We start from the raw sequence: 23,435 nt of genomic DNA on the forward strand, positions 1-23,435 counted from the left end.
CGATGGCGAAGGTCGGCCCGGCGGCGCTGACGAAGGGCCGCTTCCCGCGCGGCTTCTACTACGGGCCCAATCCGCCGGCCGAGTTTGTCGCCTCGGCCTTCGACGGCCTGTTCTGCGACGTGCGGGCGCCTGGCGTCCACGCCCGCGTGGGCCGCGCCGAGGTCGCCGTGCTGGGCCGCTGCGATGACGTCACGACGCCCGTCGATGCGCAGGAGCCCGATGCGGCCGTGCGGCTGGCGCGCGCGCTGGACCGATCGGACGCCGCCTTCTTCGAGATGCTGGACCATCAGGCGGGCCGGCACGCCGTCTTCTTCCGCACGCCGGATCGGCAGGGCGTCCTGGCCGACGCCACCGGATGCCGGACGATCTTCTACGATGGGGACGCGATCGCCTCGCACGTCCGGCTGCTGTCGGATGCCCCGCCGATCGACATGCCCTTCGGCATGGGCTTTCCCGGCAATCACACGCCGATCCCGGGCGTCCGCATCCTCACGCCCAACACCCTGATCGACCTGAAGACCCACGCGGTGTCGCGCTTCTGGCCCCGCGCGTCTCCGCCCGTCCTCGATCTGGACACGGCGCAGGCGCGGGTCGAGACCTTCGCCACGACGGCCCTGCGCAAGGGGCCGAAGTTCGCCCTGGGCCTGACCGCCGGCATCGACAGCCGCACTGTCGCGGTCGCCGCCTGGAAGGCGGGCGTCGACGTCCTGACCTTCACCTACGACCGAGGTCCGCATACGCATGAGGACATCGCGGTGGCCCGGCTGCTGGCCGCCGCCCTGGGGCTTCGCCACAAGACGGTGCTGGAGCGAAAACCGACGCCCAAGACCCGCGTCCGACTGAAGCAGGCGACCTACTACAGCCACCACCTCAGCTGCATCGAACCGCTGGCCGAGGCGCTGGGGCGCCGTGCGGTGGCGTCCGGAAACCTGCTGGAGATCGGCCGGGTCTTCTACGCCCGCCATCGTCGCCACGGGCGCGACCTGACCACGCCGGACCAGATGGCCGGGCACTTCTACGACAACGCCCGCCCGGCGGCCCGCGCCCGCTTCGACGCCTGGGGTCACGAGCGATGGATGGCGGCGACCACCGAAGCCTTCGCCGAGTTCGACGCCGTGACCGGTTTCCAGTCCGCCGCGCGCCTGATCGACCCGTTCGACCTGTTCTACTGGGAGCACCGCATGGGCGCCTGGCAGTCGATGATCCTGCTGGAGCGCGATTTCTACGGCGAGCCTTACATGCCGTTCAACTGCCGGGCCATCTTCACCGCCATGCTGGGTCTGCCGCATGAGGTTCGGGAGGCCGCGACCTTGTTCCGCCGCCTGATCGACATCCCCGAACTGGCCGAGGTCCCGCTGAAGTCGTCCAGCACCCCCTCTGCCGCGGCCATCGCGGCCGGCCCGGTCAGTCCAGCAGCTTGACGACCACCCTCTGCCCTTCAGGGCCGGTGACCACCTGTTCCTGGCCGGGGACCAGGCGCTCGGCGTAGGGCCAGCACTCGGATTCGCTGGCGGTCCGCAGGCACAGCTTGCCGTCGGCGACCGTGTACCGACCGGACCAGGTCGCATCGCCCATCCGTCCTGTGAACTGGCCGTCGGCGCCGTAGGCCATGTAGACGACCGAGCCGTCGGGGAAGGTGCTCATCGTCGTGCGGCCCTTCAGCTCCTCGCCGATCGCCCCGTCGGCGTCCTTCGGCACACCCGTCCCGCTCAGCTCGGGCACATAGAGACCGGTCGCCATGCCGGCCAGGAAGCCCACGGGCTGCATCCGGGCGCCGAACCGGCGGCAGGGATCGGGCTCGGCGATGCGGCGCGGCTTGCGATCCTTGGGGGCGAAAGCGTCGCCGACCGCGTCGCCCATCGGCTCGGCCAGCTGCAGGGCGTCGCCCACCCGCGACAGGGACGGTGAGTCGGTGCCCACCACATTGGCGTCCCGGGCCCAGACCAACGCCGCCGCCTGGCGCCCGTCCGGTCCGACCAGTTCGCTCTCGACCGCCAGGCCGCCCGTTGTGCCGGGGGCGCGCAGGCCGATCGGGCCGGGAATGAAGTAGCCGGCCACCGCCGATGCGGCCGATCCCGCCTGTCCAGTCGCCCGCACGCCGGTCACCGCCGTCCGAACGCGCGCGGCGGCCGGATCGGCGGCGCCCAGCACGGTGAACCGCTCGCTCAGTTCGAAACAGATCTGCCGGTCAACCTCTGACAGCACCAGCGCCACGTCGGCCGGGTCCAGGCCCTCGGCCGCGCCGGGATGCAGGACCGCCGGTTCGATGAACAGGCGCTCGATGCCCGCCGCCGCCCCATCGTCCCGCCGCTCGCGTACCGAGGCGCGGATGGTGCCGGTCTGTTCGGTCAGGCCGTCATAGGCGCTGAGGAAGCCGGATTGCGGCTTGGGCGCCGTCTGGCAGGCGGCCAGCGCGGCCATGGCCAGCGTCGGGACGATCAGGTGGCGCATCAGTGTCTGGGGCTCCGGGGAGGGCACATCATAGCGGTCGTCCGCCCCGCTCCACATCGCCGAATCCGCCATCGTCAGCGACCGAAAGTCGCGCTAGGCTGAACGCGCTCTTCGGGGAAACCGCATGACGTTCCGCCTTCTGACCGCCGCCTCCGCCGTGGCCATCGCCCTCAGCATCGGCGGGGCCGCCGCGGCCCAGACGGCCGGGTCGCCGCCGTTCGACGCGCGGCGCGGGGTCTTCACCTTCGCGGCGGGTCTGGAGCGCAGCCTGCCGGCGGTGGTGCAGGTCACGACCCTGTCGTCGGCGGGCGGGCCGACCACCGGCGAGACCGAGCCCAAGCCCCTGATGGGCGGCTCGGGCGTCATCATCGACGCGGCCCAGGGCATCATCGTCACCAACAACCACGTCGTGGACGGCGGCCAGAAGTTCACGGTCGACATGACAGACGGCCGCCTGTTCGACGCCGTCCTGATCGGCGCCGACAAGGCCACCGACATCGCCGTGCTGAAGATCGAGGCGACCGGCCTGAACCAGGTCGAGATCGCCAGCTCCGACAACCTGCGATCCGGCGATCTGGCCTTCGCGGTCGGCTATCCGCTGGGCCTGGACCAGACCCTGACCATGGGCGTCATCTCGGGCCTGAACCGGTCGGGCATGGGCGACGCGGTCGAGGACTATATCCAGACCGACGCGGCGGTGAACTCGGGCAACTCGGGCGGGCCGCTGCTGGACAGCCGGGGTCGGCTGATCGGCATCAACACCTCCATCCTGTCCGGCGGCTTCGGCGGCGGCAACGACGGCATCGCCTTCGCCGTGCCGACCCGCATCATGATGTATGTCGTCGGCCAGTTGCGGACCCACGGCGAGGTCAAGCGCGGCAAGACCGGCGCCATCTTCGGCTCCCTGACCGCCGAACGGGCGCGGGCGCTGGGCCTTCGTATCGTGCGCGGCGCCATCGTCGACGACGTGGCCCCCGGCTCGCCGGCCGAACGGGCGGGCCTTCGCCGCAACGACGTCATCACCCGCGTCGCCGGCCGCCCGGTCGCCAACGCCGGCTCCGTCCAGGCCAGCGTCGGCGTCGCGGCGCCCGATTCCACCCTGCCGCTGGTCTATCTGCGCGACGGGCGGGAACAGTCGACCGACCTGACCGTGGCGACGCCAGCCGGCGACCGCATCTGGCGCGGCGTCAGCAGCGTGCGCGCCCTGGGCGCCGGTTTCCGCGATGCGCCGGGCGATGTCGCGGGCGCCCAGGTCCAGTATGTCGAAAGCGGCTCGGCTGCGGCCAAGTCGGGCCTGCAGGCCGGCGATGTTGTGACGGCGGCCGGCGAGACGGGCGTCGGTTCGGCCGCCGATCTGGCGACCGCGCTGGAGGGTTCGGCCGGGGCCCTGACGGTCCTGCGCGCGGGCGAGAGCGTCAGCCTGACGCTGGCGGGCTGAACCGCCGCCCGGGCTCCGCCAACCCCCGGACAGCAAAACGCCCGCTCCGCCGGGAGGGGGGATGGCGGAGCGGGCGTCTGCTTGGAGGAAGCATCGACCGGAGGAGCTTGATACTGGAGCAACCCAGGGGGGCTGGGGGGGCTGTTCAGGGACCCGGATCGCTCCGAACTCCAACCGGTCGATGATGCAGATTTCGCGGTCCAAGCCGGCGGGCGAAGGGCCGGAACGGGGCCATTTCGTGTTCCGCACGATTTTCCGCAGACGACGCTTCCCGGGCTGGCGCTTCGTCGCCATCGGCCTAGATTCCCTCCATGAGCCTGGACCCATCAGGGCCTGCCGCTGCCGGCCCGTCCGTCTTCTTCGACCGGCGCGAGCTGGACCTGATCCTGCGGATCTACGGCCGCATGGTCGCCGCCGGCGAATGGCGCGACTATGGCATCATCGGCGGCAAGGAGGCGGCCGAGTTCGCCGTCTTCCGCCGCACCGGCGACGCCCCAGCCTACCGTATCGAGAAGCGCCCCGCCCTCCAGGCGCGCCAGGGCCAGTGGTCGGTCACTGGCGAAGGCGGCCAGATCCTGCGCCGCGGGCACGAGCTCCCGCAGGTGCTTCGGGTCTTCGACAGCCGCAAGTTCCAGGTGGTGGAATAGGGCCAGGCGGCGGCGCCTGCCTTGGGTGAAGAGTGCCAGTGAGCAAGTCGTGAGCTGACACTGATCGACTGGCTCACCCCTCGCTCACTGGCACTCTTCACCCTTCCCACCCGCCAAGAAAAAGGGCCCCGGCATTTCCGCCGAGGCCCTCGATCTCGTCCGGCCGTGAAGCCTCTTAGTTCCGGTTGCCGCCCATGAAGGCCAGCAGGAATTGGAACAGGTTCACGAAGTTGATGAACAGGCTCAGCGCACCGAAGCCGGTGGCCACGCCCATCGCCTGCTGGTCGCCGCCCAAGGCGTAGTAGGTCATCTTCAGGCGCTGGGTGTCGTAGGCGATCAGGCCCGCGAAGATCAGCACGCCCAGGCCCGAGATGATCAGGTAGAACGTCCCCGACTGCAGGAACATGTTGACCACCGAGGCGATGACCAGGCCGATCACGCCCATGATCAGAAAGGTGCCCATGCCCGACAGGTCCTTCTTGGTCGTGTAGCCCACCAGGCTCAGACCGCCGAAGGCCGCCGCCGTGACCAGGAAGGTCGTGGCCAGCGATTCACCCGTGTAGCGCAGGAACAGCAGGCCCATGCCGGCGCCGATCGAGGCCACCACGGCCCAGTACAGCATGTTCACGCCGCGCGCCGTCGGGTTCTTCATGAAGAACATGGAGCCGAACAGCAGCACCAGCGGCAGGAACTGGATGATCATGCCCAGCATCGTCAGGCCGACGCGGCCGTCCGCGCTGACGCCGAACAGCAGGGCCTGGACCGGCGGATAGTTGCCGGTCAGGAAGGCCAGGCCGCCCGCGACCACGAGGCCGAGCGCCAGCTTGTTGTAGACGCCCAGCATGAAGCTGCGCAGGCCGGCGTCGACCGACATGTCGGCGGTGGCGACCGGGGCGCTGTAACCGTTTCTAAAATCGCTCATCGCGAGCTCTTTTCTCCCAAATGCCGGACGTCATCGTCCAGCTTTCGTCAGATATCGGGGCGGATGCCCGGCTCCGCAAGCGAATCCGGGCTTTCAGGGGGTGCAAAGGCCCGCTACCAACCGTCGCATGCTGCGCCTGTTCACGGCCCTGGCCGTGCCCTTCGACATCGCCGAAACGCTTCAGCGGCGCCAGACCGGCCTGCCGGGCGCGCGCTGGCGGCCGACGGATCACCTGCACATCACCCTCGGCTTCTACGGAGAGATGGACGAGCGGCGGGCGGACGACCTGGCCTCTGAACTGGAACGCGTGCGCGGCGAGCCGCTGACGCTGAGCCTGAACGGCGTCGGCTCCTTCGGCGAGGGCCACCGCGCCCGCACGCTCTGGGCCGGCGTCGGCCTGACCCCGGCGCTGGAGGTGCTGCACGGGCGATGCAAGGCGGCGGGCGAACGCGCCGAAATCGCCATGGAGCGCCGCATCTACCGGCCGCACGTCACCCTGGCCTATCTGAAGCCGCACACCGACCCGGACCGCATCGGCGCCTGGATGGCCGGCCACAACATGCTGAAGTCGCCCGACTTCCAGATCGACCGCTTCGGCCTCTATTCCAGCGTCACGACGCCGGATGGGGGCGTCTACACCCTGGAACGGGAGTACCCCCTGTGACGCTCAGCCAGGCCCCCGGCCCGACCCTCGAGACCGCCCGCCTGATCCTTCGCCCCACGGCGCTGGAGGACTTCCCGCGCTGGGCCGAGACGATGGAGAACCCGGCCTCGTCGCAATACATCGGCGGCCCGATGGGCCCCGCCGCCTCCTGGCGCGGCATGATGACCATGGTCGGGTCATGGACCCTGACCGGCGTCGGCATGTTCTCGCTGATCGAGAAGTCCAGCGGCCTTTGGATGGGCCGGATCGGTCCGTGGAAGCCGCACGGCTGGCCCGGCAACGAGGTCGGCTGGGGCCTGCATATCGACGGCATGGGCAAGGGCTATGGGCTGGAGGCCGCCGTCGCCACGATGGACTACGCCTTCGACGTGATCGGCTGGGACGACGTGATCCACTGCATCGACCCGGACAACCACCCCTCCGCGGCGCTGGCCCGGCGGCTCGGCTCGGTCCTGATCGGCCCCACCGAACTGCCGCCCCCGTATCAGGATGTGCCGAGCAACAAATGGGGCCAGGATCGCGCGGCGTGGAAAATCAACCGCGCGACGCTGGTTGGCTGATCCAGACTACGGGCGCGCCGAACAGGGCCCGCGCCGTCGCCTCGACCGCCTCTCGATCCACCGCCGGATCGTCTACCGCTTCGACCACCCCGACCGACAGCGCCGGCAGTCCGCTTAGCGGCGTCTCGAAGGCGCGAGCGTCCAGCAGGGTCAGCCGCGCCGCCTGCGCGGTCCGCTCGGCGGTCACCAGATCGGCCTTCAGCCCCCGCACCTCGGCCGCCAGCGGCCGGTTCGGCCGGTCGCTCCACAGCGGCGTGTGAACCAGCCCGACATCGTCGCCGTCCAGCACCCGCGCGCGCGCCACGGTCGCCGGTTCGCGCAAGTCCCCGGCCAGCAGCCGCTCGAACACCGCGCGCGGCTCGGATCGCTCGGTCAGATGCGGGGGGACAGGGAAGGGGCGGGGGCTGCCGCGATCCCGCTTGAGGGCGCCGCCCGCATGAGCCGCCTGATAGCGTTGGCGATAATCGATCCTCAGCGTGTGGCCCACCCCCTCCAGCCCGCCGCCGGCCGAGGCCGTCAGACTGTCCGGCGACTGGCGCATCAGCATCAGCGGCCCGTCCGTCATCCGCCCCACCGCATACGGCCCGAACCGCGCGGCCAGCCGGGCCAGATATTCGCTGTCGGCGCCGAACCGCACCTCGTCCCAATAGCCCACGCCGGCCATCGCCTCTCGCCGTCGAACCATCAGGCTGGGCAGGCTCCAGCGCAGGGGGCTGGGCACGCGCGATCGCGGCGCGAAGACCAGATCGGGGGTGCAGGTCGCACAGCGCGCCAGGGCCGCGATCCAGTCGGGATACGCCTCCAGCGCCCGGACCTGCCGCTCGATCCGCTCGGGATGCGACCAGTCGTCGGCGTCCTGGCAGGTCACGAAGACCCCCTTCGCCTCCGCCAGCGCGCGGTTGCGCGAATGGTACGGCCCGCGATTGCGATCGTTGCGCAGCAGGCGGAAACGGCGGTCCTGTCGGGCAAAGGCCTGCGCGACCCGGGCCGTGCCGTCGGTGCTGGCGTCGTCGACGATCAGCACCTCCAGCTCCGCCCACGTCTGCGCCGCGACCGACGCCAGGGACGTCGCCAGCGTCGCCTCGGCGTTGAACACCGGCACCATGACGCTCACGCGCGGCCCCGTGATCGATCGCGCCGCCGCCTGGGTGGTCAGGGCGTCCAGCATTGCGGGCGTCGTCGGCGTCACCGGCGCCAGCCCGTGCCGCATGAAAACCTTGTTCAGCGCCTCCAGCCGATCCGCCCCGCGCGCCAGATTGGCGCGGGCCAGATCGATCCGGTCGCCCGGCGAGGCGGCGTCCAGCACCGCCTGGGCCTGGCCCGTTCGTCCGGCCTCGGCCAGCAATTCGGCCTGCATCGCCGCCAGACCCGGCGCCCAGGCTCCGCCCGCCGCCAGGGCCTCCAGCCGCTCCAGCGCCCGGTCCGGCCGTCCCTCGAACCGATCCAGCCCGGCCAGGGCCCATCGCGCCGCGCCGTCGTCCCCCGATCCTTCCAGCGCCGCGCGCGCCTGCACGCCCAGGCCCAGGGCATGATGGGCCAACGCCATCCGCACGTCCGCCGGCTCCCCGACCGGTCGCCCGTTCGCCGCCCCCGCTTCGTCCAGCTCGACCCGCGCCAGATCCCGCCGGGCCCGCCACGCCGCCGGCCCGTCCTCGCCGATCAGGGCGTCCCACAGATCGATCAGGCCCGGTCCCGGCCCGGCGGCCCGGCCGACCGCCTCGGCCCGCTTGGCGACCTCCGCCGACCGGGCCCCGGATCGAACCGCCGCGTCCAGGGTCGCCATCGCCCCGGCCGCATCCCCCGCCGCCAGCCGCGCATCCACAAAGGCCAGCGCCTGGGCGGGATCCTCCTCCACAGACACCAGCGCCAACTCAAGGTCGCCCGGCCCGATCCGACCCCGCCCGACCAGCCGCAGCGTGATCCGCAACGCCGCCGGCTCGGGCGCATCCACGAACGCCTGCGCCATCGGCTCGGATAGCCTCAGCGCCACGCTTTCAGTCCCCACGGCGATCACCAGCTGGCACCCGAACCGCAGATGGCCCGGCGACCGCAGGTCCAGCCGCAGCCGTCCGCTCACCACTGGACCCTCCGCCGCCCGCACCCGCAGCGCCTCCGGACCCTCGACCGCGAAGGACCAGCCGTCGCCCTCGGCGAGCACGTCCGCCGTGGGAAAGGCGATGCGCCCGCTGACGACGCCAGAGACCGCCACGCCGATCGGCACCGGCGCCCTGACTCCGGCCAACGCCGCCATGCGCGCGCGCCAGCCCGCGCGGGGTTTCTTCGGCGGCGGGGATGCGGCGGACATGACGCAGCTATGCCCGCAGTCGCCGATGCGCGGAAGCATCGCCTTGCGCCCCTGCGCGCGTCAGTGCATGGAAAGCCCTTGTCGTCGCGCGGGGAGCGGTCGGACCGCTGACATGAGTTTCACGCCTATTCCCGCCGGATCGCGCCGTGAAGCGGTGCTCGATGGTCTGTTCGCGCAGATCCGCCTGCTGTACGTGCGCTTCATCTCCACCCGGTTCGGCGGCGGTCTGCGGCACAGCCTGAGGGCGACCTACGCCATCGTGCTGCGCGATGCGACCGCGCGGTTCGGCCACCGCTCGGCCGGCGCCATCTGGATGATCATCGCGCCCCTGCTGCGTCTGGGCGGCATGATCGCGATCTTCCAGTTCCTGGGACGGCCCGCCGCCGCGGGCGACAGCCTGATCATCTTCTTCATGACCGGCATGGTGCCCGTCTTCCTGCTTCGCCACGCCATCACCTCGGCCGGCAGCGCGATCAAAAGCAGCTCGATGATGAACTTCCGCCAGATCGGCCCGCTGGAGGTCGTTTCCGCGCGCGTCTGGACGGAGCTGGTCAGCGAAGTGGTGATCGTCGTCATCATCATGATGGGCGCCAGGGCCTTCGTCGGGTTGGCCATCACCCACTGGTTCAAGCAGCCGCTGGAGCTGGTGATGGCGTTCGTGATGCTGTCCTACTTCGTCTTCTGCATCAGCTTCCTCAGCGCCCAGATCGGCCGCATCTTCCAGCAGTGGAGCGACATCACCCGCTTCATCGCCCGCGCGCTGTTCTTCACCTCGGGCGTCTGGTTCACCATGGCCTCGCTGCCGCCCGAGCTGCGCGGCGTCATCAAGTGGAATCCGGTGGCGCACCTGATCGAATGGATCCGCGACGCCGCGATCTACGGGTTCGAAAGCGACCTGTTCGATCCCTGGTATCCGTTCTGGTTCGGGACGGTCTGCCTGTTCATCGGCCTGGTCATCAACGCCCTGTATCACCTGGGCGGATACGACGTGGACGGCAGCTGACGCCGGGGCGCCACACGCCGCGCCTCACCCACGCCGACCCCCGTTGCACGCTGGACTTGCGTGCCGCCGGTGACTATTCGGGCCGCCAGACTTCAGGGATACCTCCATGCGCGTAGCGATGATCGGCACAGGCTATGTGGGCCTGGTGTCTGGCGCCTGTTTCGCCGACTTCGGCCACTCGGTCGTCTGCATCGACAAGGACCCGTCCAAGATCGAGCGCCTGCTGAAGGGCGAAATCCCGATCTTCGAACCGGGCCTGGACAATCTGGTCGCCGACAACGTCAAGGCCGGCCGGCTCAGCTTCACTCTGGACGGGGCCGAAGCCATCAAGGCCGCCGATGTCGTCTTCATCGCCGTGGGCACGCCGACCCGCCGAGGCGACGGCCATGCCGACCTCAGCTACGTCTACGCCGCCGCCGAGGAGATCGCCGGCCTGATCGACGGCTTCACCGTCATCGTCAACAAGTCGACCGTGCCGGTCGGCACCGGCGACGAGGTCGAGGCCATCATCAAGCGGGTCAATCCCGGCGCCGACTTCGCCGTGGTGTCGAACCCCGAGTTCCTGCGCGAAGGCGCCGCCATCGACGACTTCAAGCGCCCGGACCGCGTCGTCGTGGGCGTCAATGACGACGAGAGCGAACTGGGCCTGCGCACCAAGGCGGCGATGAGCGAGCTTTATCGGCCGCTGCGCCTGAACGAGACGCCGATCCTGTTCGTCGGCCGCCGCACGTCCGAGCTGATCAAATACGCCGCCAACGCCTTCCTGGCGATGAAGATCACCTTCATCAACGAGATGGCGGACCTGTCCGAGAAGGTCGGCGCCGACGTGCAGCAGGTGGCGCGCGGCATCGGCCTGGACGGCCGCATCGGCGGCAAGTTCCTGAACGCCGGCCCCGGCTACGGCGGCTCCTGCTTCCCCAAGGACACCATCGCCCTGGTCCGCACGGCCCAGCAGTACGACGCCCCGACCCGCCTCATCGAGACGACGGTCGAGGTCAACGCCGCCCGCAAGAAGGCCATGGCGGACCGCATCATCCAGACCATGGGCGGCGACGTCTCGGGCAAGACGGTCGGCGTCCTTGGCGTCACCTTCAAGCCGAACACCGACGACATGCGCGACGCGCCCTCGCTGGACATCATCCCGGCGCTGCAGGCGGCCGGCGCCAAGGTCCAGGCCTTCGATCCCGAGGGCGAGCACGAGGCGGGCCCGCTGCTGCCGGGCGTCGATTTCAAGCCTGGCGTGTACGAGGCCATCGAGGGCGCCGACGCCCTGGTCATCCTGACCGAGTGGGACGAGTTCCGCGCGCTGGACTTCGATCGGGTCAAGGCGGCGCTGACCAGCCCCGTCGTGGTCGACCTGCGCAACATCTATCGGCCCGACGAGATGAAGGCGGCCGGCTTCATCTACGCCTCGATCGGCCGCGCGTGATCACGATCCGTCCGGTCGCGGCCCTTCTCGCGGCGCGCGACGCCGTCTATGGTGAATGCGTCGCGCCGGTTCGTGCGACGGGGGCGTGCGCGTAAGCGATGATCGAGCTTCGTGGGATCGAGAAATCTTACCGGACGCGCCACGGCCTGCGCCCGATCATCAAGCCGACCAATCTGATCTTCTACCGCGGGGCCAACACGGCCGTGCTGGGGATGAACGGCGCCGGCAAATCCACGCTGATGCGCCTGATCGGCGGCGTCGAGCGGCCGGACAAGGGCGAGATCATCAAGGACGTGAAGATCTCCTCGCCGATGGGCATCGGCAGCGGCTACAGCGGAAACCTGACGGGCGCCGAGAACCTGAAGTTCGTGTGCCGGCTGTTCGAACTCGATCTGCAGGAAACGACGGACTTCGTCCGCGACTTCGCCGACCTGGGTCCCTATTTCTACGAGCCGACTTCGACCTATTCGTCTGGCATGCGCTCGCGCCTCAACTTCGCGATCAGCATGTCTATCGACTTTCAGGTCTATCTGATCGATGAAGGGCTGAGTGCGGGGGACGCCTCTTTCAGACGAAAGTGCCAGGACGCCTTCGCTCGGCGGAAGTCGCGGTCCGATCTCATCATGACGTCACACAATATGTCGACGATCCGCGATTTCTGCACCACCGCCGTGGTGCTGGACGAGGGTCAGGTAGTGCCGTTCCAGGACCTGGACGCGGCTGAGGATTATTACATGGAAATCGTGGCCCGGAGGATGGCTCAGTGAGCGCGACCCTCGACGTCGCCGCTTCGGCCGGTCGCCAGCGCGGTGCAATGCAGCGCGCGCGGCTGGTGCGTTCGGCTCTGATCTGCATTCTCGGCCCGGCGCTGCTGTACCTGATCTATCTGCTGCTGATCGCGCCGGCGCAGTACCATTCCGAAGGCGAGTTCGCGGTGCGCGGCGCCCAGGCGTCGGGCGGCGACGCCCTGGCCGCCCTGGGCTTCGTCTCGCCGTCGTCGAACGCGGCCGACGGCCAGATCGTCCAGAACTACATCAAGTCCAACGCCATGGTGAAGGCGCTGAAGGAGCGGTACGGCTTCGACAAGGCGTACAACCGCTTCAGCCTGGACCCCACGGCCCGCCTGTCGCCCGACGCCTCGCTCAGCCGCGCGACGCGTTTCTGGAAGAACAAGGTCGAGGTCACGACCGATCCGCTGACCGCCGGCGCCACCGTCAAGGTCAGCGCCTATACGGCCGAGGACGCCTCGCGTCTGGCGCGCGGCGTGATCCAGCTCAGCGAGGAACTGGTCAACAGCCTGCCGGAACGGGCGATCCGGGACCTGATCATCGAAGCAGACCGCAACGTCGAGACGAAGCGCACGGCCTTCGAGCGCGCCCGCGACGCCCTAGCCAACTACCAGGGCTCCCAGTATTCGGGCGTCACCGCCCAGACCCCGGCGCAACAGGCCATCGGCCTGGTCGGCTCGATCGAGTCGCAACTGGCCGCGCGCCGCACCGCCTTGGCCACGATGCGCGAAACCTATCAGCCGGGCGCGCCCCAGGTGGTGGGCATGGAGCGCGAAATCGCCGCCCTGGAGGCCGAGCGTGACCGCGCCGTCGCCCGCGCCCAGCGCGCGCCGGGCGAGAACGCCGCCGCCGAGGACATCGACGCCCAGACCCTGCTGCTCGAGTTCCAGACCGCGCAGACCATGTACCAGCAGGCCGTGACCAGCGCGGAATCGATCCGTCGTCAACAGGTCGTCGACCGCAAATACATCGTCTCCTACGTGCCGCCGCAGCAGCCCTCGACCTCCGACTGGTGGGTGCGACTGGGCAACGTCCTCGGCGTCCTTCTCGGCAGCGCCATCCTGTGGGGTGTCGGCGCCCTGATCTACTCCATCATCCGGGACCACATGGAATGAGCCCCCGAAAGCGCAAAATGAACGTCCGCAATATCACTGTGGCGCTCCTGGCGCTGGCCCTGCCCGCGACCTCGGTCTCGGCCCAGACGGTCACTCCGATCGAGAGCAACAGCAACAGCCGCCTGTCCGGCACCCTGGTCGCCACCCCGACCACGGCCCCGACCGCCGGTTCGACGGCGACCTCCGCCACCAGCTCGACGGCGACCCGCACGGTCAGCCCGGCTCAGGCCGCGCCCACGGCCGTCAGCATGGTCCCGGCCGGCCCCGAGACCCTGGGCCTGGATGCGGACACCGCCCTGCGGCCGCCGCCGCTGGGCGCCGACCTGTTCGCGATCACGGCCGGCCCGACGGTCGCCGCCCGCACCGACTCGTCGGTGATCGACCCCAACCACATCATGCGTCCCGGCGATAAGGTGCGCGTGACCCTGTGGGGCCTGATCAACTCTGAGCAGGAACTGACGGTTGACGCCCAGAACAACGTCGTCGTCCCCGGCGTCGGTCCGGTCTCGCTGACCAACGTCACCGCGTCCCAGACGCCGGCCGTGATCGAAACCGCCGCCCGCCGCGTCTATTCCAACGGCGTCCAGATCTACGCCGCCGCCACCAGCGCGGCCAGCACACAGGTCCTGGTCTCCGGTCCGGTCGGCCGTCCCGGCGCCTATCAGGGCGCCTCGGACGACGCCCTGGTTCTGTACCTCCAGCGCGCCGCCGGCATCGACACCTACCGCGGCTCCTATCGCCGCATCCGTATCGTGCGCGCGGGCCAGACCATCGCCACGGCGGACCTGTACGAGTTCCTTCGCGCCGGCGCCCTGCCGTCGATCTCGTTCCGCAACGGCGACGCCATCGTCGTCGAGGAACAGGGCGCGACCGTCGCCGTCACCGGCGACGTGCGCTCGGCCTATTCGTTCGAACTGTCGGCCCCGACCGGCCTGGGCGCCGAGATCATGCGCTACGCCCGCCCCCGTCCGGGCGCGAGCCACGCCGCCATCGTCGGCATCCGCAACGGCCAGCCCTTCTCGGCCTATCTGAGCCTGGCTGAGTTCGCCAACTTCACCCTGACGGACGGCGACCGGGTCCAGTTCGAATCCGACGTCCGCGACAACTCCGTGCTGGTGCGGGTCGACGCGCCCCACGTCGGCGCCTCGGTCTTCAGTGCCGAGCGCGGCGCCACGGTCGGTCAGGTCATCGCCCAGATGACGATCGATCCAGACGCCGACTGGTCCTCGGTCTATCTGCGCCGCGACAGCGTTCGCCGCACCCAGAAGGCGCTGCTGAACGAAGGTCTGGACCGTCTGCAGCGTAACATCCTGCTGGCGCCGTCGATCTCTTCCGGCCAGGCCGACGCCCGCGCTTCGGCTGCCTCCGCGGCCCAGCAGTACATCGCCATCGCCCGCCTGGTCGAACCGCAGGGCATCGTCCCGCTGGGCGGCCGCGACCTGAACACCGTGCTGCTGGAATCGGGCGACGTCATCGTCATCCCGCGCCAGTCGCAGATCGTCTCTGTCGCCGGCGAGGTGCAGTCGCCGCAGTCGGTCGTCGCCGGCGGTCCGGCCAGCCTGGCCAGCTATGTGCGTATGGCCGGGGGCTACACCCCGCGCGCCGACCGTCGCCGCGTCCTGATCTTCAAGCCGGACGGCCAGCTGCGTCAGGGCAACCAGGTCCTGCCGGGCGACCGCGTCCTGATCCAGGGCAAGCCCGACTCCACCCTGATCGCCCTGATCCGCGACCTGACCTTGTCGCTGGCCAGCGTGATGATCTCCGTCGATCGCATCGCGCGCTAAAGCGCGCGTTCCGGCGGATGATTGTTCCGTCGATCGACACGCTGAACGACGAAGCCCTCCGGTTCCTGCAACCGGGGGGCTTTGCTCTTGGCCCTGCGGTCAAGACCGGCGACTGGCTGGAAAAACACGAGCAATGGCCACTGGCCTGGCGGCTGTGGGCGCGCGCGGGTCTCGAGAAGCAGGCTGAGACGCCCTTTCGCGACATGGCGACCTGGGACGGCCGCGATTTTGCCCGCCGCATCGTCGTCGCGCGCCGCATGCGCCATGTCGGCGCCGAGCTGCGGCTTGTCCGGTTTCTGCCTCGGCTGGTTGAGCAGGGGGGCCAGGTCGTCGCTTACCTGGACCCGCGCGTCGCGCCGCTGGCCCGCCGCAGTTTCCCGGGTGTCGACGTGCGCATCCTGGCCGAGCTGATCGCCCACCCCGGCGCGGACTTCGGCCCCGACGATCGCGCGGCTGGGTTCGAGGACCTGGGCGCCGCCTTCGCCCCGGATCGCGCGACGGTCGCCGCGTCCTGGCGACCGCTGATCCCGGATCCGGCGCGCACCGCCCAGGCTCGGGCCTTCACCGGGGGCGGCGGCATCGGCGTCTCGTGGGCCAGCGACAATCCCAAGAAGCGCCCGCCCGCCCTCGATCAGTGGGGCGAACTGTTCGACGCCCTGCCGGGGCCGATCCTGTCGCTGCAGTATTCGCCTGCCGCCGACGATCTCGCCCTGCTCAGCGATCTGTCGGGCCGCTTCCTGCACGACCCGGCGATCGAACCCCGGCACGATCTGGAGGGCCACGCCGCCCAGATCGCCGCCGTGGACGTGGTGGTCACGGTCTCCAACACCGCCGCCCATATGGCGGGCGCGCTGGGCAAGGCGTGCGTCGTCATCCTGGACGACGAGCAGATCGGCATCTGGCCCGTCACGGGCGACCGCGTCGCCTGGTACCCGTCCCTGCGTCTGGTGCGCCGCAACCAGCGGCCCTGGTCCGCGGTGATGGCCGAGGCGGCGGCGGTGGCGCGCAGCCTTGTCGGGTCCGCTGGCCTCCAGAAAATCAGCCACGGCCGGTAACCTTCACCGTCATTGTGCGTTGCGGTCGTGGGGATCGTAACACGCACGGGGACTATGGCTTCCGACACCGGACTTGCAGAAACGCGCCCAGGCCTTTCGGCCCTGCCTGCGCCGCCCGACCGTCTGACGCGGCCGGCCCTGTTCCTCGACATGGACGGCGTCCTGGCGCCCTTCGCGCCGCGACCGGACGACGTCGTCCCCACCGCGCGCCGCACCGCCGTGCTGAAATCCCTGGCCCAGCGTTTCGACGGCCGCGTGGCCGTCATCAGCGGCCGCACCCTGTCCGAGATCGACCGCATCACCGGCGACGGCGTCCAGGCCGCTTCCGGCGTTCACGGCCTCGAACGCCGCCTGTCGGACGGCACGTTGAAGACCGCACAGGCCGCGCCGGAAATCCGCACCGTCGTAGCCGCCTTCGACGCCTTCGCGGAGCAGCACGCCGGCGTCATCGTCGAGGACAAGGGCGTCTCGGCCGGCCTGCATTATCGCCAGAACGCGGCCCTCGCGGGCCCGGCCGTCGACCTGGCCCACAGGCTTCAGGCCGAGACCGGGCTGAACCTGCAGCCCGGCGACATGGTGCTGGAGCTCAAGACGCCCGGCGCCTCCAAGGGCACCGCCCTGACCGCCTTCATGGGCGAGGCGCCGTTCGCGGGCGGCGTCCCCATCATGCTGGGCGACGACCTGACGGACGAGCATGGGTTCGAGGCCGCCGCCGCCCTGGGCGGGTTCGGCGTCCTGGTCGGCGCCCCGCGCGAGACGGCCGCCCGTTTCGGCCTGTCGGGCGTTGATGCGGTTCTGGACTGGCTCGAGCGGATCACAGAGGACGCATGACCCCCACACTCGACCTCGCCCCCATCGGCAACTGCGCCATCAGCGCCCTGATCGATCGCCAGGGCCGCTACGTCTGGGCCTGCGCCCCGCGCGTGGACGGCGATCCTGTCTTCTCGTCCCTCATGAACGGGTCTGATCCCGATCACGGCTTCTGGGACATCGTGCTGGAGGGCCAGAAGCACGTCAGCCAGTCGTACATCCGTAACACGCCTGTCCTGCGCACCGTCCTGACCGCCGAGGACGGCGCCTCGGTCGAGATCATCGATTTCGCCCCGCGCCACCCCAAGCATTCGCGCACCTATCGTCCGCTGGCCTTCGCGCGGATCGTCCGGCCGCTGGAAGGGGCGCCGCGGATCTCGATCCGACTGCGGCCCTCGGCCGACTGGGGCGCGCGGCGGGCCGAGACGACCTCGGGCTCCAACCACATCCGCTATCTGTGCACGGACGTGACCTTCCGCCTGACCACCGACTGCCCGGTGTCGCATGTGAAGACCGAGCGGCCCTTCCGGCTGGAGCGGCCCCTGGCCTTCTTCTTCGGCCCGGACGAAGGCTACGACCAGGATGTCGGCCCCGGCGTCCAGGCGGTGCTGGAGCGCACCGTCAACTATTGGCAGGAGTGGATCCGCAAGCTCTACCTGCCCCTGGACTATCAGGAGGCGGTGATCCGTGCGGCGATCACGCTGAAACTCTGCGCCTACGAAGAGACGGGCGCCATCGTCGCGGCCATGACGACCTCGGTGCCCGAGTTCCCCGAGAGCGGGCGCAACTGGGACTATCGCTACTGCTGGATCCGCGACGCCTATTACGTCGTGCGGGCGCTGAACCGGCTGGGCGCGGTGGACCTGCTGGAAAACTACCTCGGCTATCTGCGCAACCTGGTGGACGACAGCGCCGGCGGCCACGTCCAGCCCGTCTACGGCGTCGGTCTGGAAGAGGACATCGACGAGCGGATCGTCGAGAGCGTCGAGGGCTATCACGGCATGAAGCCGGTCCGCGTCGGCAACCAGGCGCGTGAACACCTGCAGCACGACGTCTATGGCCAGATCGTCCTGCCGCTGGTGCAGAGCTTCTACGACCAGCGTCTGCTCCGCCCCGGCACGATCGACGACTTCCACGCCCTGGAAAAGGTGGGCGAGCGCGCCTTCGCCATGCACGACCAGGTCGACGCCGGCCTGTGGGAGTTCCGCACCATCGCGCGGGTCCACACCTATTCCTCGGTCATGTGCTGGGCCGCGTGCGACCGTCTGGCCAAGGCCGCTGACCACCTGGGCCTGCACGCCCGCGCCGAGGTCTGGCTGGAGCGGGCCAACGTCATCCGCGAAAGGGTCGAGCGCGAGGCCTATCTGCCCGACGAAGGCCGCTTCGCCGCCAGCTTCGGCAACCGCGAGCTGGACGCCAGTCTGCTCCAGATGACCGACCTGGGCTTCCTCGACGCCCGCGACCCGCGGCAGGTCGCCACCTTCGACGCCATCGAACGCGACCTGAAAAAGGGCGCCTATCTGTTCCGCTATGTCGAGCCGGACGACTTTGGCGAGCCGGAGACCGCGTTCAACTTCTGCACCTTCTGGTTCATCGAGGCCCTGCACCAGAACGGGCGGGTCGACGAGGCGCGCGCCATCTTCGACGAGATGCTGGGTCGCCGGACGCACGCCGGCCTGCTCAGCGAGGACATCTCCATCGAAGACGGCCAGCTATGGGGCAACTACCCCCAGACCTACTCGCTGGTCGGCATCATCAACTGCGCCGTCCTGCTCAGCCGATCGTGGACCGATGTCCGCTAGCCGACTGCCGGTTCACGAAAACGCTATGCCACCTTTCGGCCGTACTCCGCGTTAGGCCTACTCATGTCTCGTCTCATCGTCGTTTCCAACCGGGTGTCCGCGCCGCGGGACCCGGCCGCCAGCTCCATGGGCGGCCTGGCCATGGCGCTGTCCGCTGCCCTGAAAACCTACGACGGCCTGTGGTTTGGCTGGTCCGGCGAGACGGTGGACACCTTCACCGGCGAGCTGAAGATGGAGGACCGGGCAGGGGTCAAGGTGGCTCTGGTCGATCTGGAAGCCCAGGACGTCGACGAATATTACAACGGCTACGCCAACAAGACCCTGTGGCCGCTGTTCCACCACCGCGTCGATCTGACGGCCTACGAACGGTCGTACGGCGAGGGCTATGAGCGCACCAACGCCCGCTTCGCCGAGGTGCTGGCCCCGCTGATCCAGCCAGGCGACCTGATCTGGATCCACGACTATCACATGATCCCCCTGGCCCGGGATCTGCGCCGGCTGGGCATCACCAACCGCATCGGCTTCTTCCTGCACACGCCCTGGCCGGCGCGGCAGCTGCTGGTCACCCTGCCGCACCACCGGCGGCTGGTGGAATCGATGTTCGATTTCGATCTGATCGGCTTCCACACCCGCGAGTGGCTGGACCTGTTCCGGGACTATGTGGCCTCCGAGCCCGAAGTCCGAGGCCGCCTGCTGCCCGGCGGCGGGCTGGAGGCGTTCGGCAAGCGAGTGGAGACCGGCGTCTTCCCCATCGGCATCGACGTGGATGGTTTCCTGGAGGCCCGCAACTCCGCCGCCGGCGCCCGCGCCTACGACCGGATGGCCGCCTCGGCCGTGTTCCGCCAGATGATCGTCGGCGTAGATCGGCTGGACTACTCAAAGGGCCTGGAGGAGCGGTTCTACGGCTACGAACAGTTCCTGCGCGACAACCCCGACATGCACGGCGACGTCTTCCTGCTGCAGGTGACGCCGATCTCGCGCGACGACGTCGATACCTATCAGGACATCCGCGCCCGCCTCGACTCGCTCGCGGGCCGCATCAACGGCGAGTTCGCGGATATGGACTGGCAGCCGATCCGCTATCTCAACCGCAGCTATCGCCGCGACCAGCTGGCCGGCATCTACCGCGCCGCGAAAGTGGCCATGGTCACGCCCCTGCGCGACGGCATGAACCTGGTGGCCAAGGAATATGTCGCGGCCCAGAATCCAGAGGACCCCGGCGTCCTGATCCTGTCCCGCTTCGCCGGCGCCGCCGAGGACATGGGCGAGGCCCTGCTGGTCAACCCCTTCAGCCGCGAAGAGGTCGCCGACGCCATCAAGCGCGCCCTGACCATGCCGCTGGAGGAGCGCATCCGGAAGTGGAAGTCCCTGATGGAAGTCGTCCGCCGCACCGACGTCGGTCAGTGGCGCGACGCCTTCGTCAAACGCCTGGCCGGCGCCGAAAACGCCCGAGCGCGCGCGGCCTAGCTTGATCCTCCACCGTGTAGCGGAGCGAAACGGGGGAGGGGGACCGCTTTAGCGGTGGAGGGGGCGAGGACATCCACCGACGCCGACCATCAAACGCCGCACCCAGCTTCCGCTCCCTCCACCACTCCGTGGTCCCCCTCCCCCGCCCAAGAGCGGGGGAGGATCTTTAGTAAATCTCGAACAGCCCCGCCGCGCCCATGCCGCCGCCGATGCACATGGTCACCACGCCGTATTTAGCGCCGCGCCGCTTGCCCTCGATCAGCAGGTGGCCGGTCATCCGCGCGCCCGACATGCCGTAGGGGTGGCCGATCGAGATGGCCCCGCCCGACACGTTCAGCCGGTCGTTGGGGATGCCCAGCTTGTCGCGGCAGTACAGCACCTGCACCGCGAAGGCCTCGTTCAGCTCCCAGATGCCGATGTCGTCCACCGTCAGCCCGTGGCGCTTCAGCAGCAGCGGCACCGCATGGACCGGGCCAATCCCCATCTCGTCCGGCTCGCAACCCGCCACCGCCATGCCGCGATAGGCGCCCAGCGGCTGCACGCCGTGATGCACCGCCTGACCGGCCTCCATCAGCACGCAGGCCGAGGCGCCGTCCGACAGCTGGGACGCATTGCCGGCTGTGATGAACTGCCCCTGCTGGACCTCCTCGCCCGAGCCGAACACCGGCTTGAGCGACCGCAGGCCCTCCAGCGTCGTCTCCGGCCGGTTGCCCTCGTCCTTGGACAGGGTGACCTCCTTCGAGGACACCTGACCGGTCGCCTTGTCGGCCACCGACATGGTCGTGGTCATCGGCACGATCTCGGCGTCCAGCCGGCCGGCGGCCTGGGCTTCGGCGGTGCGCTGCTGCGACTGCAGGGCGTATTCGTCCTGCGCCTCGCGCGAGATGCCGTAGCGGGCGGCGACCACCTCGGCGGTCTCCAGCATCGACATATAGATGTGCGGCGCCAGTTTCAGCAGCGCCTCGTCCTTGCCGCGGTACAGGTTCATGTGCTGGTTCTGGACCAGCGAAATGCTCTCCAGCCCGCCGCCGATGGCGACCTTCTGCTGGTCGACCACGATCTGCTTGGCGGCGGTGGCGATGGCCATCAGGCCCGAGGCGCACTGACGATCCACGCTCATGCCCGCGACCGAGGCGGGCAGGCCGGCGGCCAGCGCCACCTGGCGCGCCACGTTCGTCCCGGTCGAGCCCTGCTGCAGGGCCGCGCCCATGATCACGTCCTCGACCTCGGCCCCGTCGATGCCGGCCCGTTCGACCGCGTGCCTCACGGCATGGGCCCCCAACTGCTGCGCCTGGGTGTCGTTGAAGGCGCCGCGATAGGCGCGCCCGATCGGCGTCCGGGCGGTCGAGACGATGACGGCTTCACGCATGGAAATCCTCCTGGGCGCTTCGCTGATTGAGCGCCTTCAGGACGAACTTAGGCGCTTGCCGTAAGGGGAGGGCAAGCCCGACATGCCTCTCGTCCCATTGTCATCGCCCGACATGATCGGGTGTCAAGATAACTAGCTCCGAGACCACATAGTGATAGGCGCTCTTATTCTACATTGTTAGATATCGAAAGATCTCCGATCTGAGAAGAAAACGGAAACTAGACAATAAATGACGGGGCCCGTCTGGTTGCGTCCAACTCGTTGCCATCATACAAAATTGGTATCTTTCAAAATTGTGGAGAGCGACTGATGAACGCGTCGTTTCGGCTCGAAGTCTATACCGTGCCGACTGGTGAACCCGGTAGACATACCGGGTCCACGGGGTCGTTCTCGGCTGGGAGTGTGGGTGAAGCAGTTGCTTCTGCAAAAGGGGCTATGGCTTCCGTGCCCTACAGAGCGGTGGGCTGGCTGGAATCTTCACTAGAAGATCGGGCGTGGATTATTGGCAACTAGCTCGACCTTATAGCCTGACGAGTAGCCGTTCAGCGATGCGCCGCCTGCGCCTTCGTCAGCTCGATCATCCCTTGGGCCGCTCCCATCTCCGGCACGATCTCGCCCGCGCGATCGGACACCTCCGCGAACCGCGCCGCCAGTTGTTCCGCCGCATCGGCCCCCGTCACGTGAACCCCCTGCGTCAGCGTCACATAGGCCCGCTCGAAACCGCCGGCCCCGGCCGCCAGGATGCAGCGGCTCGGCGCGCCCTCGCTGACCAGATACAGCAGCCCCGGCGTCACAAGCTCTGGCCCCAGCGCCTCCAGCGGCAGGGCGGCGCCCAGGTCCTCGGTCATGCGCGTGTGCGCCGTCGGGGCCAGGCAGTTGACCCGGATGTCGTTCTTGGCCCCCTCGATCGACAGCGTCTGCATCAGGCCGACCAGCGCCATCTTGGCCGCGCCGTAGTTCGACTGGCCGAAGTTGCCGTAAAGGCCCGACGACGAGGTGGTCATGACGATGCGGCCATAGCCCTGCGTCCGCATGATCTCCCACACCGCCTTGGTGCAGTTGACCGCCCCCATCAGGTGGACGTCGACGACGAAGCGGAAGTCCTCCAGCTCCATCTTGGCGAAGGTCTTGTCGCGCAGGACGCCGGCGTTGTTCACCAGGATATCGACCCGGCCCCATTTCGCCATCGTCGCCGCCACCATCGCCTCGACGGCGGCGGCGTCGGTCACCGAGGCCGCATTGGCCATGGCCTCGCCGCCCGCCGCCTCGATCTCGGCGACCACGGCCTCGGCCGCCGTGGCCGATCCGCCCGATCCGTCGCGGGCCCCGCCCAGATCGTTGACCACGACCTTGGCGCCCCGCGCCGCCAGGGCCAGCGCATGCTCGCGCCCCAGGCCGCCGCCGGCGCCGGTGACGATGGCGACCTTGCCTTCAAAACGTATGCTCACCGCGATCCCTCCAGGATGTCTGCGGCCGCTCTAACAGCCCTGCCGCGGCGTAATGTGTTGGAATGGCGCCACAGTCGCCACATTCGGTGCGAAAATGAGGGAACGTCCCCCCTGCTTCACCGTTGAGCGCCGTGAAGGTTGTGAGCAACACGACTTCGGGCATTTTTTGAGCGTGAGGAATATCATGAGAGCACTGCTTCTCGCGGGGGTCGCTGCTGCGGGTCTCGCCATGACCGCGGGTACGGCGTCCGCCGAACCGAACGGTTGGTACGGCGCCATCGACGGCGGCTACCACAAGATCGACGACCTGAACCTGGAATCGTCGACGACCGGCGTGAACTGGAACTACTCGGTCAACAACGGCTGGGCGGCTTTCGG

At 69.2% G+C, this 23,435-nt stretch carries 19 protein-coding genes; 14 read left to right on the forward strand and 5 right to left on the reverse strand.

The window, feature by feature from the left end:
• Positions 1-2 precede the first annotated feature (2 nt).
• Positions 3-1,421 (forward strand): hypothetical protein, encoded by a 1,419-nt coding sequence (locus tag ASG17_RS14720; protein WP_056105308.1) that lies wholly within the window; start codon positions 3-5, stop codon positions 1,419-1,421.
• On the opposite strand, the gene ASG17_RS14725 is transcribed toward ASG17_RS14720, so the two are convergent.
• Positions 1,405-2,451, reverse strand: coding sequence for a DUF3313 domain-containing protein (locus tag ASG17_RS14725; RefSeq protein ID WP_162238804.1), 1,047 nt, complete (start codon positions 2,449-2,451; stop codon positions 1,405-1,407). The genes ASG17_RS14720 and ASG17_RS14725 overlap by 17 nt on opposite strands.
• A 124-nt stretch (positions 2,452-2,575) precedes the next feature.
• Between ASG17_RS14725 and ASG17_RS14730 the strand changes: the two genes are divergently transcribed.
• Positions 2,576-3,889: a trypsin-like peptidase domain-containing protein gene (locus ASG17_RS14730; protein ID WP_056105311.1), complete on the forward strand. Its 1,314-nt coding sequence runs from the start codon at positions 2,576-2,578 to the stop codon at positions 3,887-3,889.
• 311 nt (positions 3,890-4,200) lie between these two features.
• On the forward strand, positions 4,201-4,536 hold the full coding sequence (locus tag ASG17_RS14735; RefSeq protein ID WP_056105313.1) for a DUF2794 domain-containing protein: 336 nt from the start codon (positions 4,201-4,203) through the stop codon (positions 4,534-4,536).
• A gap of 175 nt (positions 4,537-4,711) precedes the next feature.
• On the opposite strand, the gene ASG17_RS14740 is transcribed toward ASG17_RS14735, so the two are convergent.
• On the reverse strand, positions 4,712-5,458 hold the full coding sequence (locus tag ASG17_RS14740) for a Bax inhibitor-1/YccA family protein (protein ID WP_056105315.1): 747 nt from the start codon (positions 5,456-5,458) through the stop codon (positions 4,712-4,714).
• A gap of 127 nt (positions 5,459-5,585) precedes the next feature.
• Here ASG17_RS14740 and thpR point away from each other — a divergent pair, with 127 nt between their 5' ends.
• Both thpR and ASG17_RS14750 read left to right on the forward strand, forming a co-directional pair.
• Positions 5,586-6,122 (forward strand): RNA 2',3'-cyclic phosphodiesterase, encoded by a 537-nt coding sequence (gene thpR, locus ASG17_RS14745; RefSeq protein ID WP_056105317.1) that lies wholly within the window; start codon positions 5,586-5,588, stop codon positions 6,120-6,122.
• Complete coding sequence (locus tag ASG17_RS14750; RefSeq protein ID WP_056105320.1) at positions 6,119-6,682, forward strand: GNAT family N-acetyltransferase; 564 nt, start codon at positions 6,119-6,121, stop codon at positions 6,680-6,682. The genes thpR and ASG17_RS14750 overlap by 4 nt, the downstream gene beginning before the upstream one ends.
• On the opposite strand, the gene ASG17_RS14755 is transcribed toward ASG17_RS14750, so the two are convergent.
• The gene (locus ASG17_RS14755) at positions 6,657-8,987 is read right to left on the reverse strand and encodes a glycosyltransferase family 2 protein (protein ID WP_162238805.1); all 2,331 of its coding nucleotides are present in this window, start codon (positions 8,985-8,987) and stop codon (positions 6,657-6,659) included. The genes ASG17_RS14750 and ASG17_RS14755 overlap by 26 nt on opposite strands.
• A gap of 112 nt (positions 8,988-9,099) precedes the next feature.
• Between ASG17_RS14755 and ASG17_RS14760 the strand changes: the two genes are divergently transcribed.
• From ASG17_RS14760 to ASG17_RS14800, 9 genes are all read left to right on the forward strand, one after another.
• Positions 9,100-9,990: an ABC transporter permease gene (locus ASG17_RS14760; RefSeq protein WP_162238806.1), complete on the forward strand. Its 891-nt coding sequence runs from the start codon at positions 9,100-9,102 to the stop codon at positions 9,988-9,990.
• Positions 9,991-10,096: 106 nt separating this feature from the next.
• Positions 10,097-11,419 (forward strand): UDP-glucose/GDP-mannose dehydrogenase family protein, encoded by a 1,323-nt coding sequence (locus tag ASG17_RS14765; protein WP_056105324.1) that lies wholly within the window; start codon positions 10,097-10,099, stop codon positions 11,417-11,419.
• Between the two features lie 98 nt (positions 11,420-11,517).
• Positions 11,518-12,186: an ABC transporter ATP-binding protein gene (locus ASG17_RS14770; protein ID WP_056105327.1), complete on the forward strand. Its 669-nt coding sequence runs from the start codon at positions 11,518-11,520 to the stop codon at positions 12,184-12,186.
• Positions 12,183-13,322, forward strand: coding sequence for a hypothetical protein (locus ASG17_RS14775; protein ID WP_056105328.1), 1,140 nt, complete (start codon positions 12,183-12,185; stop codon positions 13,320-13,322). Before ASG17_RS14770 ends, ASG17_RS14775 begins: the two co-directional genes overlap by 4 nt.
• A 17-nt stretch (positions 13,323-13,339) precedes the next feature.
• Positions 13,340-15,106 (forward strand): SLBB domain-containing protein, encoded by a 1,767-nt coding sequence (locus ASG17_RS14780; protein WP_056105330.1) that lies wholly within the window; start codon positions 13,340-13,342, stop codon positions 15,104-15,106.
• A gap of 17 nt (positions 15,107-15,123) precedes the next feature.
• Complete coding sequence (locus ASG17_RS14785) at positions 15,124-16,161, forward strand: hypothetical protein (RefSeq protein ID WP_056105331.1); 1,038 nt, start codon at positions 15,124-15,126, stop codon at positions 16,159-16,161.
• Positions 16,162-16,215: 54 nt separating this feature from the next.
• On the forward strand, positions 16,216-16,992 hold the full coding sequence (gene otsB / locus ASG17_RS14790) for a trehalose-phosphatase (RefSeq protein ID WP_082496317.1): 777 nt from the start codon (positions 16,216-16,218) through the stop codon (positions 16,990-16,992).
• On the forward strand, positions 16,989-18,773 hold the full coding sequence (locus tag ASG17_RS14795; protein WP_056105333.1) for a glycoside hydrolase family 15 protein: 1,785 nt from the start codon (positions 16,989-16,991) through the stop codon (positions 18,771-18,773). Before otsB ends, ASG17_RS14795 begins: the two co-directional genes overlap by 4 nt.
• Positions 18,774-18,836: 63 nt before the next feature.
• Complete coding sequence (locus ASG17_RS14800) at positions 18,837-20,240, forward strand: trehalose-6-phosphate synthase (protein ID WP_056105335.1); 1,404 nt, start codon at positions 18,837-18,839, stop codon at positions 20,238-20,240.
• A gap of 166 nt (positions 20,241-20,406) precedes the next feature.
• On the opposite strand, the gene ASG17_RS14805 is transcribed toward ASG17_RS14800, so the two are convergent.
• On the reverse strand, positions 20,407-21,609 hold the full coding sequence (locus ASG17_RS14805) for an acetyl-CoA C-acyltransferase (RefSeq protein WP_056105337.1): 1,203 nt from the start codon (positions 21,607-21,609) through the stop codon (positions 20,407-20,409).
• A 542-nt stretch (positions 21,610-22,151) separates the two neighbouring features.
• Positions 22,152-23,057, reverse strand: coding sequence for an SDR family NAD(P)-dependent oxidoreductase (locus tag ASG17_RS14810; RefSeq protein WP_056105339.1), 906 nt, complete (start codon positions 23,055-23,057; stop codon positions 22,152-22,154).
• Positions 23,058-23,435 lie beyond the last annotated feature (378 nt).

Origin of the sequence: Brevundimonas sp. Leaf363, from assembly GCF_001424025.1 — a bacterium.
In the GTDB taxonomy this organism is placed as follows: Bacteria; Pseudomonadota; Alphaproteobacteria; order Caulobacterales; family Caulobacteraceae; genus Brevundimonas.